General features: G+C 56.6%; 11 protein-coding genes. 2 read left to right on the plus strand and 9 right to left on the minus strand.

Features of this window, described 5'->3' with window-relative positions:
• Position 1: 1 nt before the first annotated feature.
• From AC07YV_RS19425 to AC07YV_RS19455, 7 genes are all read right to left on the minus strand, one after another.
• The gene (locus AC07YV_RS19425; protein WP_102700702.1) at positions 2 to 1,186 is read right to left on the minus strand and encodes a type II secretion system F family protein; all 1,185 of its coding nucleotides are present in this window, start codon (positions 1,184 to 1,186) and stop codon (positions 2 to 4) included.
• Complete coding sequence (locus AC07YV_RS19430) at positions 1,183 to 1,647, minus strand: transglycosylase SLT domain-containing protein (protein ID WP_102700737.1); 465 nt, start codon at positions 1,645 to 1,647, stop codon at positions 1,183 to 1,185. The genes AC07YV_RS19425 and AC07YV_RS19430 overlap by 4 nt, the downstream gene beginning before the upstream one ends.
• A 2-nt stretch (positions 1,648 to 1,649) precedes the next feature.
• Positions 1,650 to 2,090 (minus strand): type II secretion system major pseudopilin GspG, encoded by a 441-nt coding sequence (gspG, locus tag AC07YV_RS19435; RefSeq protein WP_102700703.1) that lies wholly within the window; start codon positions 2,088 to 2,090, stop codon positions 1,650 to 1,652.
• A gap of 259 nt (positions 2,091 to 2,349) precedes the next feature.
• Positions 2,350 to 3,906: a lytic polysaccharide monooxygenase gene (locus AC07YV_RS19440; protein WP_494990342.1), complete on the minus strand. Its 1,557-nt coding sequence runs from the start codon at positions 3,904 to 3,906 to the stop codon at positions 2,350 to 2,352.
• Positions 3,907 to 3,938: 32 nt separating this feature from the next.
• Positions 3,939 to 4,400 (minus strand): type II secretion system protein, encoded by a 462-nt coding sequence (locus tag AC07YV_RS19445; protein WP_494990343.1) that lies wholly within the window; start codon positions 4,398 to 4,400, stop codon positions 3,939 to 3,941.
• 429 nt (positions 4,401 to 4,829) lie between these two features.
• Positions 4,830 to 5,219 (minus strand): type II secretion system protein, encoded by a 390-nt coding sequence (locus tag AC07YV_RS19450; RefSeq protein ID WP_102700704.1) that lies wholly within the window; start codon positions 5,217 to 5,219, stop codon positions 4,830 to 4,832.
• On the minus strand, positions 5,194 to 5,703 hold the full coding sequence (locus tag AC07YV_RS19455; RefSeq protein ID WP_102700705.1) for a type II secretion system protein: 510 nt from the start codon (positions 5,701 to 5,703) through the stop codon (positions 5,194 to 5,196). The genes AC07YV_RS19450 and AC07YV_RS19455 overlap by 26 nt, the downstream gene beginning before the upstream one ends.
• Positions 5,704 to 6,034: 331 nt before the next feature.
• Here AC07YV_RS19455 and AC07YV_RS19460 point away from each other — a divergent pair, with 331 nt between their 5' ends.
• On the plus strand, positions 6,035 to 7,192 hold the full coding sequence (locus tag AC07YV_RS19460) for a retropepsin-like aspartic protease (RefSeq protein WP_494990344.1): 1,158 nt from the start codon (positions 6,035 to 6,037) through the stop codon (positions 7,190 to 7,192).
• Positions 7,193 to 7,967: 775 nt separating this feature from the next.
• On the opposite strand, the gene gbca is transcribed toward AC07YV_RS19460, so the two are convergent.
• Positions 7,968 to 9,263 (minus strand): glycine betaine monooxygenase oxygenase subunit, encoded by a 1,296-nt coding sequence (gbca, locus tag AC07YV_RS19465; protein WP_102700707.1) that lies wholly within the window; start codon positions 9,261 to 9,263, stop codon positions 7,968 to 7,970.
• A 283-nt stretch (positions 9,264 to 9,546) separates the two neighbouring features.
• Here gbca and gbcB point away from each other — a divergent pair, with 283 nt between their 5' ends.
• Positions 9,547 to 10,647, plus strand: a complete 1,101-nt coding sequence (gbcB, locus tag AC07YV_RS19470; RefSeq protein ID WP_102700709.1) for a glycine betaine monooxygenase reductase subunit — start codon at positions 9,547 to 9,549, stop codon at positions 10,645 to 10,647.
• Positions 10,648 to 10,772: 125 nt separating this feature from the next.
• Here the strand turns inward: gbcB and AC07YV_RS19475 are convergent, their stop codons facing one another.
• Positions 10,773 to 11,597: an SDR family oxidoreductase gene (locus AC07YV_RS19475; RefSeq protein WP_102700710.1), complete on the minus strand. Its 825-nt coding sequence runs from the start codon at positions 11,595 to 11,597 to the stop codon at positions 10,773 to 10,775.
• Positions 11,598 to 11,698 lie beyond the last annotated feature (101 nt).

Genomic DNA, 11,698 nt, shown 5'->3' on the forward strand with positions numbered 1-11,698 from the left:
TTTATCCCTGGATTGAGCCCGCAAGCTCGAAAATCGGCATGTACAACATGAACACAATCAGCCCGATCAAGCCGCCGACCACCAGCATCAGCAGCGGTTCGAAGACCTTGCTGAACAATTCGATGGCCCGTTCGAGCGCTTCGTCGTGAAATTGCGCGATGCGCTCGCACATCGCCGCCAATTCACCGCTTTGCTCGCCCACCCGCAACAGGCGTTCAGCGACAGCGGTGGTCAGTTGATGGCGTGCCAGAGAAGTCGACAGCGGTTGACCGGCCTGGATGTCGGTCATGGCCTGGCGCAGTGCGCCCTGGCGCTCACTGGGCAGCAGAGCTCCGGACAGCTCGATCGCCGTGACCACTGGCATCCCGCCCATCAACAGCATGCCGGCGGTACGATAAAACCGGGCGAGGATAAACAGCGTGCGTTGGGCACCCAGGCTCGGAATTTTCCAGAATAGTGTGGCGGCCCGGCGCTTGAAGGCAGCGCTGCGCAACAGCAGCACCAGGCCGGCGACAGCAGCCAGGGCGCCAAGCATCAGCTCCATCCCACGCGCTTGCACCAGTGCGCCCCACCAAACCATGAACCGGGCCGTGGCCGGCAGATCGGCTACCGCATCGAACACCGAGGCAAATCTGGGGATCACAAAAAACAACAGGAACAGCAGGACCAACGCCCCGACACTCAGTACCACCAGGGGATACATCAGTGCACCGCTGACGCGCTTCTTCACCGTTTCCAGATGCGCCTCAAAGTGGTGATAACGTCGCAGGGCGACGGACAACTGGCCGCTGTGCTCCGAGGAAGCCACGGTGGCGATCAACAGTGAAGGGAACGTCTGTGGCTTGAGCTGCATCGCCCGGGACAGTGCGTTGCCTTGGTACATCGATTCCAGCAGTTCACTCATGACCTGCCGATTGACGCCGGGCTCCGCCTTGTCGCGCAAGGTTTCCACTGCTTCTACCAGCACCAGGCCGGCGTCCAGCAGTACCACCAGTTCCTGGATGAACAGGCCCAGGGCAAATTTTGTGCGACGGCTGGGCAGTTTCAGCTCACGACGCGCTTGCACAGAGATGATCTGCGTACCGTCGTCCTGCAGTTGCCGGCGTGCCTGCGCAAGGTCCGGAGCCTGGATGCGCAGGGTCTGCAAATGGCCATCGCGGATGATGCGCGCTTCGAAGTCGCTCATGGTGTCTGCCCGGCCAGTTGTTGGCGGCGTCGCTGCAGTTCGCCGTAGTAACGCCAGACGGTGGCGGCGTAGCGCGAGCGCCGGGCATCGCGCCCGGGGCGCGTACCGGCGTTATAGGCGCCGACGGCTTGCCAGTCGTAACCTTTCTCGCGGATGAACCCGGCGAGCACCCAGGCTCCGACGATCACGCTGGTGCAGGGTTGAGTCAGCAGGTGTTGTTCGGTAATGCCAAACTGCGCCAATGCCGGCAAATGGCGGCTGTTGATTTGCATCAGGCCGATGTCATGGCTGCCGTCGCTGTTGAGATTGCGGGCGGACGGGTTCAAGCCCGACTCAACCTTGGCGATGGCGTAAAGCAATAATGGGTCTATGTGGTAACGGCTGCCCGCCAGTTGCCAACAATTGGCGTGTGCGCCGTTGATCAAAAACAAAGCGCCCAGTGCGAGGACGAAAGGGTGCATGTTCATTGACCAAACACGATGTCAGCGTTAGTCCCTTCGCCGCCTGCCTGGCCATCGCGCCCAAGGGAGATAATTTCGACCTCGTGGGCTGCGCCGGGGTTTTTGAACAGATAGGGATTATTCCACGGGTCTGGTGGTGCGCCTTTGGGCAGATAAGGGCCATGCCAATTGGGTTCGGAGGCCGGGCGTTCGGTCAGCGCTTTCAAGCCCAGGGCTTCGCTGGGGTAATGACCGTTGTCCAGGCGGTACTGATTCAAGGTATCGCCCAAGGACTTCATCTGGCCTTTGGCGGATTGCACCTTGGCCAATTCAAGTCGATCGAACATCTTGGGGCCGACGTAACCGGCGAGCAGGGCGATGATCAGCAGAACAACGAGCAGTTCTAATAGGGTGAAGCCCTGTTGTGAGTGTGAGGCAGTACGAGGTATCGATAGCGAGCGCATGGAAATACCCTGTTGGGAGTGCCAAGGTAAAGTGGTTGTGCGTAACTCTCCCGGCCCGTAATGACACAGGCACCGCCGGTAGAGCTACGTCACGGTATTTAAGGTGTTGCTGATTTCGCTTTATCTTGAAATTTTGTACCTGTGATTGGCTGTGAAACAGTAATTTTTTTATGGGTAATTGCACTAACTTATTGCTTCTTTAAAACGCGCCGCACAATAAAGCGCGGCGCTTGCCTGGTAGAAACTACTGGGAATGTAGTTAATCGATTTTGTCCCAGGCATCTGTCCAGTCACTACCTACACCTGGCTCGTAATGGGGCGGTGATTGCGAACACCACCCACTCGCAGTACTGCCTTTGCATTGATAGTTTGCACCTTTGTTCGAAACTTTCTCATTAGGGGCATATGGAGGTGTTTTGTTCTTTACATAAGGGGGATAACTGCCGCTGTCGGCCGGATTAATGATCACCTTCAATTTGGCTTGGTGGGATGTTTTGTTCTGCCGATCGACTACGGTCAACAGTACAGTGTGTTCTGCCGGTACTGTGGAGGGGAAGGCTTTGAATGTGACTGTGTCGGCATTGATTGTTCCGGTATCTCCAGCGGGTGTCCAATTAAAGTCCAACTTGCCGTTGTACCCGACTGAGGACTTGCCAGAAAAGGTATAAGTCTGTCCTGACACCAATGAGGTTGGGCCGGTAATCCTTGCTTCCGGGGGCGTTGGATTGACAGGCGTCTCACCACCACCGGAGATGATGGACATGGCTTTGGTGTAAGCCTCTTTGGTTGCATAAACAGAGTTGGCGGCAGCGTTGGTGGTGTTGAAGACCACATTGCTGCCGTTTTTTTCACCTATTTTGGCGATGTTCGAGCCCACTTGCTCAGCCACCTGACGACCCCAGACATTCTGGTTCAAGTTGCTTTGGTCGATCGGGTGGGTGATATTAACGATTTCCTTGGCGGCAGGCGTATCGTCCATGATGCGGAAGTGCACGGAGTCCCCAGGCTTGAGGCGATCCATCCCGGAGGCAATAAATGGACCCAGATCATGCAGTGGATCAGGTGTCCCACCACTGGCAATGGTGATGTCGCTACAGTTGTAGAAACCTTCGCCAGCCGGATCTTTGCGCTGCCACCGGGTAAAAAGTACGGCGTCACCCGAACGACCTTGCGGAATTTTTACGTCGAACTCGAAGTAAGCATTCGCATCAACCTTCGGACGATGCTCGCCCCAGTTGGTGCGGACGTCATCCTTAGTCAACTGTGCTTCATAGATTAAGTCCAGGTCGCTCCACTTCAGTTCCGTCGTCGCAGCGTTATAGCCGGGTTTACTGAGGTAAATTTTCACGAAGCTGGGTACATGAAGCGCTGTGCCAATAATGCGCACCGGCGTTTCGCCATTTACGGGCCTTATGGTTGTTTTGTGCCACGTGGCCAAAGGTAAATTCAGACCATTCTTATTTTTTTTGTCAGCTGCCGAGCAGAGTTCGCCATCCGGTATCGATTCTTCGACAGTGCTCTGATCGTTATAGTCTTTGATCTCCTTGGACACTTCGTTCCATTGCTGCCCCGGATATGTTCCGTTCACTTCATGCACAGCTTTACAGGCCGGATCACTGGAGCCTCCCCAGAAGTCTGGGAGCGCACGGCAATACACCTGTCGTGAAGCGGGATCATCCACTGCACCATGGGCCCAGATCAGCGTGGGTACCAAGAACGCCGCCATCGCCCACCCAAGCAGGTGTCGAATTTTTTGCTGTAAATTCTTCATTTTTGTGTCCACCTTCAATTCAGATAAACGTGTTCCGAACTGCATGGAACAATCAGGGTAAGTTGTTGCGGTAGGCTTTATCCGGTTGGTTGAGCTCCATGGGGCGTGACGCTTTTTGGAGGGTTACTCTGTCCAGGGCCATACAGAAACATCCACCCTTGATAACTGCCTTGTCCTGAGAAGCTTTGGTTTTCCCTTGAAAAGTTACTTTGCTTGAAAGGGGTTCCCTTTGCGGTGCTGTAGACGCCCATGATGGTGTCGCCCGGGCCCGGGATCAGGCCCCACTCGTTGGTACCGAGCAGAGGGTCCTCATAGACCCGGCGCAAGTAGCGTTGAATGGTGGGCAGGCGGCGGTCCAGTACCAGGTCGTCGAGGGTTTTGGGAAAGGTTTTGCCATGCTCGTAATACAGGCCGATGGCCCGGCGAATTTCTCCGCCTCGGGCCAGGAGCTCCAACTCACGCTCGCGTTGCATCACGCTGGACCAAAGCGTGCCCGCCTCCAGCAGCATCACCGCGACAATCGCCACTGAAACCTGCATGCCTATGAACACCGAGCCTCGTTGGTGCTGCCTACTCGTCTGCATAGGGGGTTCCGTCAGTACGTTGGCCTGAAGCACGAATGCACCCTTTGTTGGTCATAGTGCGGGTGTTGTCGTTGCTAGAGATCTTTTCGTGTGCTCGCGTGTTTAATAGAAATTCTCGAGCATTAGATGGCTCAATATTTTTTTGAACAGTCGAAGTGTATTTTTCCATTGGCATACTTATTTCGCTCTACTTGGAGTGAGCTCGAAAACTGCAGAAGTTAAATCCGGTAATAAATAGATACGCCAAGCGAGCATCTGCCACCAGCTGTTAGAAATAACAGTTACGACGAACGGTCGTGTGCAGATAAAAAGGAAGATAGGGCATCGCGACGGGGAAGTTATTGAACGCCTGGTGCCTATTATAGGCGCTCGAGTTAGTGCTTTTTACCAATCTGAATAAGCCGTTCCGTCATTGGCTTGACCTGTGGCACCGCTGCGCACATCACCCAGGCCGTGCTCATCGGATGCTTGTAGTTGCCAGGTATCACGCTTGCCGGTAAGGGGGTCGAGGGGGATTTCCCGCAAGTAACGACGGCTTACGAGTTCCTGGAGTGAGTCGGGGCTCTTGCCGTGATCTTCACGATATTGGTCCAGCGACTGGCGCAGTGAAACCAGGTTATGCCTGAGCACGGTTTCCTGGGCCTTGGTGTGTTGGCGAAAGTATTGGGGAGTGACGAGCGTCATGAGGGTGGCAATGATCGCCATGACCACCAGCAGTTCGATCAGGGTGAAACCACGCAAGTTGTTGCTACCATTGACTGTAAGGCGTTCCATTTAAACTCTTCCGTTGGCTGCGGGATGAAACGTCAAATACATCTTCTCCCTCGGATGGGTTGTCGGGACTGCTTCGGTAACTGCGCGATTGCCAGGTATCAATCGGTGAAAGTTCAGGGCACTCGCACACCGGGTCGCGGGGGATACGACGCAAAAAAAATATCTTTTGGCCTTTGATATCACTCTTGTCCGTGACGCCCTGGACTAATGCTTGCAAATTGGGAGGGTAACCACTGGCACTGATGCTTTGTTCAATGCGCTTGTCATCTGCGGCTTCTTTATAAGAATCAATCGCCCGCCGTATTTCCCGCAATGAACGTTGCAGTTCGAGTTCCCGGTCGCGTTGTCCCATCACCGCCGTCAGCGGATAAGCTACTGTCGAAAGAGTGGCTAGCAGAGCCAGCGTCAGTAGTAATTCAATCAGCGTAAAACCTTTGGCGCAGTGATGGCGAGGCGCTATCAATGATAGCTTGCCGTGCCACATCACCGTTTAACCTCCATGCCTGCCAAGGACTTCTTCAATAACCCAGGCCATTGAAATTAACTGCTCGCCTGAGTGTAGAACAGGTTTTGATAGGACAAGTGCTACTTGAGATGAAAGGTGCAGACCTCAGATTCCAAGCCTCGTACTGCAACTGCCAACGCGGTGAGCTACAGTTTTCATGCGCTGTTTAAGGGTGCAGCACGGTTTCGGGATCATTCAGACATTCAGCGCATACTTATAAAACCCGGTTTTTATGAGTGGGCTGGATATGAAGGCGTTCTGTCGGTGCCTGATGTTCGTTGCAGGTTTCATGTGTTTATCGCCGGAGTTGATGGCTGCCCCCAAGGCAAAAACTCCTGACAACCCTGCTGCGCTCGATCCGGATTTTTATCAGTGGATAACCTCCGAGCAGGGACAAAAGGCGTCTCTGACGCAGCTGCGACAGCAATGTGACAAGGTGCTGGACGCTGCGAAGAACCTCAGCTGTTCCGTCTCCGTCTTCGCCAGAATGCTGGAGGCCAAAGCCGCCAACCAGATCCCCGAATACTATCTGGCGATCAAGAAAAAACATGCACGAGCGATCGAGGCCAGCGCCGATCTGAAACCACTGTTTTCCATGTTTGGCCACCAATCGCTGGCGATCCTGGCGGCGGTCGGCAACTTTTCCATAAAGGGTTCGACACAGCATGAAGTGCTGCGCATCCATCCGCAGGCCAACGACGCTTATGTCGCTGGCGAGGTGCTGCCCTTTATTGATGTCGATGGGCCCAATGGTGCTTCGGCGCGTTTTGTTGTGGATACCGGCGCACCGCAAACCCGGGTCAACATCGACACTGCGAAACAGATGGGCATCAGGTTGTTGCCCGATGCTCAGTATCGCTACAGCACCTTTTATGGCGAAAAGGGCCTGGCCGCCAGGCTGGGCATTCTCCGGTCACTCAAAGTCGGCACCCGCGAGTTCAGGAATGTCCTGGTGTTTGTCAGCGACCGGGATAACTTGTTGGGGCTGGACCTGATCAGCAAACTGGGGCGCTTGAAGATCACCAGAAGCGCCCTGGAGCTCAATCCTGCGCCTGCCAGGCGCTGCGATGCGTTCATTGCCTTCAATCGCGTGGATCTCAACCAGCGGCTGGTGGTTGCCGCACAGCTGGATCGCCGGACAACACAGGCCATCATCGATACAGGAAATGTCGACTACCTGACGTCCGCATTACCTGGCAGGCAGGTCAATGCCATGCAGGCACTGACACCGGGAAGCTCGAACGGTTACACCGGCGGCGACAAGCACTTTCAACGCTTCGACGGCGTATTGGTCATGCAAGGCAACATCATGGCGGTCAGCTACAAATACTACCCGGGCTTCACCATCCCGCCGTCGCTGCTGGACGGGCAATACGTGCCGTCGATATTGCTCGGTTGGCGCGCCTTCAAAGACTTTGAATTGAACCTGGATCTGGACTCAGGTCGCTCATGCTTCAATAAGGTCTGAACGCGTTGGTGTTTACCCACAATCCCTGTTGGTGGTTCTGTGGATAACATGTTCGCCCCTCGCTACGGCCCATGTAAATCAAGCCCTGTAAGGCGTAGTTCAAAAAACAACCAGCCTGGTTCGTGGTTTTTCCAAGCTTTTTCAAGGGGATAAGTGCTGCTGTTAACCCAGACTTGCCCCCAATCTCTGTTGGCGCTTCTGTGGATAAGATGTTTGCTATCGGCTGCAGGCCTTGTAAACAGAGGTGTACAGGCATCTGATCATAAAATGATCAAAAGGCGGTTTTGCATCGTCGGCTTTCACGCAAACGCTGGATTTTTCAAGGTTTCAGCGGTTTTCCACAGAGCCTTCCAAGTTAACCCCAAAGTCTGTTGGCGCTTCTGTGGATAAGGTGTTTGCCATCCTCTGAACGCCATGCTGGGCGTGGCTTTCAGGCTTTAGATCAAAAAACGACCAGTCCATCCGTAGAAGCAGGCTTCTGGATAAGTCACGGTTTTTCTTTGGTTTTTGTGAAGAAAATTTCCAGCATATCCACAGTTGTCCCCAATAGCTGTGGGTGGAGATGTGGATAACTTGTTTGCGGAAGGCTGGGAGGTGCGGCGGGCATAGGTCTGAACGAGATAGGTCATATTTCGTACAGTTCTATGAATGGCGGGCAAGCCCCCTGTAGGAGCGAGCCTGCTCGCGATGGACGTCAACGATAACGTTGGCAACCTGACACCCGGCGGCGTTCTCAGGCTCATCGCGAGCAAGCTCGCTCCTACAGGGAGTGGATTTAGCCTTGTACTGGAACGCCTTTAAGGTAAGGCGCAGGCTCGGCCCCCAGGTTGCTCAACAGGCGCTCGCTGTACCAGTCCACGAAGTTCACCACGCCGAACTCATAGGTCTTGGAGTACGGGCCAGGCTGGTAGGCGGTGGAGTTGATGCCGCGCTGGTTCTCTTCGGCCAGGCGACGGTCCTGGTCGTTGGTGGCGTCCCAGACCTGGCGCATGCGCTCTACGTCGTAGTCCACGCCTTCGACCGCATCCTTGTGCACGATCCACTTGGTGGTGACCATGGTTTCCTGGGCGCTGATCGGCCACACGGTGAACACGATGATGTGATCGCCCATGCAGTGGTTCCAGGAGTGCGGCAGGTGCAGGATGCGCATCGAGCCCAGGTCCGGGTTCTTGATGCGGCCCATCAGCTTGGCACAGCCCTGTTTGCCGTCCATGGTCATCGACACAGTGCCCTTGAGCAGCGGCATGCGCACGATGCGGTTGCGCAGGCCGAAGCTGGCGTGGGCGTACGGGATCTTCTCGGCTTCCCAGGCGGCGGCGGAAGCGGCCACGTGGTCCTTGAACGCCTGGTCGGCGCGTGGGTCAGTGACGTCGTCCCATTCCAGCAGGGTTTTCAGCAGTTCCGGGTGCGATGCGTTGCAGTGGTAGCACTCGCGGTTGTTCTCTAGCACAAGCTTCCAGTTGGCCTTTTCCATCAAGGTGGTGGTGATCGCCACCTTGGTGTTCTCCATGTCGTACGGTTCCATGTAATGGTTCAGCGTCGACAGGAAGTCATCAATGGCTGGCGGGTTTTCCGCCAGGCTGATGAAGATGTAGCCGCCGGCAGTCTTCACGTTCACCGGTTTGAGGCCGTACTGATTCATGTCGAAGTCGGCGCCCATCTCGGTGCCGGCGAACAGCAGGCGACCGTCGAGTTCGTAGGTCCACTGGTGGTAGTGGCAAACCAGCTTGGCGACCTTGCCCTTTTCGCTGGTGCACAGGCGCGAGCCACGGTGGCGGCAGACGTTATGGAACGCGTGGACCACGCCTTCGGCGCCACGGATGACGATGATCGGGTTCTTGCCGATCTGCAGGGTCAGGTAGTTGCCCTTGGTGGGGATCTCGCAGGTCATGCCGGCGATCAGCCACTCTTTCTGAAAGATTTCCTGCATGTCGATATCAAACAGGCGCTCGTCGGAGTAAAACGGCTGCGGCAGCGAGAACGTGCGCTCGCGCTCCTGCAGCATTTGCGCGGTGGCCTTGCGTGCGGGTTCCAGCGGATCGCCCAGGCTCAGGGTAGTAGTGACGTCCATCGTTTTATCCTCAAGGCCATCTGCGTGGCCGGCGAAAGTGGCTAATCAGGGGTTGCTACGCAAGGTGTAAAGAATGTGTCTTGGTATGGGGCGAGTGTGGGGCCGGCGCTGGCCAGAACCTTATCCATGGGCGACATGGTGCAATCTGTTCCCGACGCGCAAGCCCCGGTCGTTGGGGGCTGGTCGCGATAAGCATGTCAATGTCGCAGATAGGTAAATGGGTGATCCGCGCTATACGCAGAATCGCCAACATGAAGGCCGACAGTCGGCCGTGGAGATCAGCATGTCCAACAGCTTCCTGAATCCGGTAACCACCCAGACCTGGGCCAATGGTCGACACATCGTCCGTTGCGTCAAAGTCATCCAGGAAACCTGGGATGTGCGCACCTTTTGCTTTATGGCCGACCAGCCGATCCTGTTCTTCTTCAAGCCGGGGCAGTTTGTCACCCTGGAGCTGGAAATCGAAGGCCAGCCGATCATGCGTTCGTACACCATTTCCAGCTCGCCGTCGGTGCCGTACAGCTTTTCGGTGACCATCAAGCGCGTGCCGGGCGGCAAGGTCTCGAACTGGCTGCACGACACCCTGCACGAAGGCCAGGAGCTGGCGGTGCACGGCCCGGTCGGGCTGTTCAATGCCATGGACTTCACCGCGCCGAAGGTGCTCTACCTCAGCGGCGGCGTGGGTATCACGCCGGTCATGTCCATGGCGCGCTGGTTCTACGACACCAACGGCAATGTCGACATGGTGTTTATCCACAGCGCCCGTTCGCCTAAAGACATCATCTACCACCGCGAGCTGGAGCACATGGCGTCGCGGATCGAGAACTTCAGCCTGCACCTGATCTGCGAGAAGCACGGCATGGGTGAGCCCTGGGCCGGTTATCGCGGTTACCTGAACCACAGAATGCTTGAATTGATGGCGCCTGACTTCCTTGAGCGCGAAGTATTCTGCTGCGGCCCGACGCCTTATATGAACGCGGTCAAGCGCTTGCTGGAAGCCGCAGGTTTCGACATGTCGCGTTACCACGAAGAATCCTTCGGTGCGACCCCGCCAGAGGCGCGCGCCGATGCGGTGGAGCACGCCGAGCAGGCCGCCGAGGCACCGGAAGTCGACGCCGCGGACCTGCACCAAGTGGAGTTCACCGCCTCCGGCAAGAGCATCCGCGTGGCCCCGGGCGAGACCGTGCATGCGGCGGCGGCCAAGGTCGGCCTGATGATTCCGAAAGCGTGCGGCATGGGCATCTGCGGCACCTGCAAGGTGTTGAAGCTGGGTGGCGAAGTGGAGATGGAGCACAACGGCGGGATCACCGAGGAAGACGAAGCCGAAGGGTTCATCCTGTCGTGCTGCAGCGTGCCGAAGGGCGACGTGCGCATCGAATTCTGACAGCCGCGAATCCTCTGTAGGAGCGAGCCTGCTCGCGATGGACGTCAACGATGACGCTGGCAACCTGGCACCCCGCGGCGTTCTCAGGTTCATCGCGAGCAGGCTGGCTCCTACAGGGGAGGGTTTTAGTCAATAAACAGGTCTGTCATCAGCTTGTCGCTGCTGTCGGGCGCGAACCGATAGTGTTCGAACTCGGTCGCGCCGTGTTCCCGCAGTATTTCCTCATCAATCAACAACCGCCCGGTCAGGCTGCGGTTTGTGCTGCTCAGAATCACATGTGCCGCATCCGCCATGATTGCAGGCGTTCGCGCATGCTTGAACGATTCCTTCGACCCCAACTGAAACTCGATGGCCGCGGTGGCAATCATCGTCTGTGGCCACAGCGAGTTGACGCTGATGCCGTAATTCCTGAATTCCTCACTCATGCCCAGGGTCAGCATGCTCATGCCGTACTTGGTGACGGTATAGGGGCTGTATTGGGCGAACCACTTGGTGGCCAGGTTCAGCGGCGGAGACAGGTTGAGGATGTGGCCGCCGGACTTCTTCAGGTACGGCAGCGCAGCCTGGCTGCACAGCAGTACGGCACGGGTGTTGATCTGGTGCATCAGGTCGAAGCGTTTCAGTTCAAGGTGCTGGACTCCGGTCAGCTTGATTGCCCCGGCGTTGTTGATCAGCGCGTCGATACCGCCGAAATGTTCGTTGGCCCGGGCCAGCGCCTCACGTACGGCATCCTCTTCACGTACATCCACCTGCAAGGCTAGCGCCTTGCCGCCTGCGGCTTCGACTTCCTTGGCCACGCTGAAAATCGTGCCCGGCAGCTTGGGGTGGGGGGCGGCACTTTTGGCGGCGATCACGATGTTGGCCCCATCGCGTGCGGCCCGCAGCGCTATCTCGCGGCCGATGCCGCGGCTGGCGCCGGTGATGAACAGGGTTTTGCCTTGCAATGACATGCTGACGCTCCAGATTGTTGTTATGTGAGCGGATCGGCTCGACAAACAATGTAGACGAAGTCTCGCAGGCGTCGGTTTGAGGGAGGGTTTCTGGAGGTTTC

It is taken from the genome of Pseudomonas sp. GW456-E7 (genome assembly GCF_059424105.1).

Bases quoted from the DNA above. Each gene is read 5' to 3' on its own strand.
- AC07YV_RS19425 (WP_102700702.1), bottom strand. From the start codon at position 1,186: ATGAGCGACTTCGAAGCGCGCATCATCCGCGATGGCCATTTGCAGACC.
- AC07YV_RS19430 (WP_102700737.1), bottom strand. From the start codon at position 1,647: ATGCACCCTTTCGTCCTCGCACTGGGCGCTTTGTTTTTGATCAACGGC.
- gspG (WP_102700703.1), bottom strand. From the start codon at position 2,090: ATGCGCTCGCTATCGATACCTCGTACTGCCTCACACTCACAACAGGGC.
- AC07YV_RS19440 (WP_494990342.1), bottom strand. From the start codon at position 3,906: ATGCAGTTCGGAACACGTTTATCTGAATTGAAGGTGGACACAAAAATG.
- AC07YV_RS19445 (WP_494990343.1), bottom strand. From the start codon at position 4,400: ATGCAGGTTTCAGTGGCGATTGTCGCGGTGATGCTGCTGGAGGCGGGC.
- AC07YV_RS19450 (WP_102700704.1), bottom strand. From the start codon at position 5,219: ATGGAACGCCTTACAGTCAATGGTAGCAACAACTTGCGTGGTTTCACC.
- AC07YV_RS19455 (WP_102700705.1), bottom strand. From the start codon at position 5,703: ATGTGGCACGGCAAGCTATCATTGATAGCGCCTCGCCATCACTGCGCC.
- AC07YV_RS19460 (WP_494990344.1), top strand. From the start codon at position 6,035: ATGGCTGCCCCCAAGGCAAAAACTCCTGACAACCCTGCTGCGCTCGAT.
- gbca (WP_102700707.1), bottom strand. From the start codon at position 9,263: ATGGACGTCACTACTACCCTGAGCCTGGGCGATCCGCTGGAACCCGCA.
- gbcB (WP_102700709.1), top strand. From the start codon at position 9,547: ATGTCCAACAGCTTCCTGAATCCGGTAACCACCCAGACCTGGGCCAAT.
- AC07YV_RS19475 (WP_102700710.1), bottom strand. From the start codon at position 11,597: ATGTCATTGCAAGGCAAAACCCTGTTCATCACCGGCGCCAGCCGCGGC.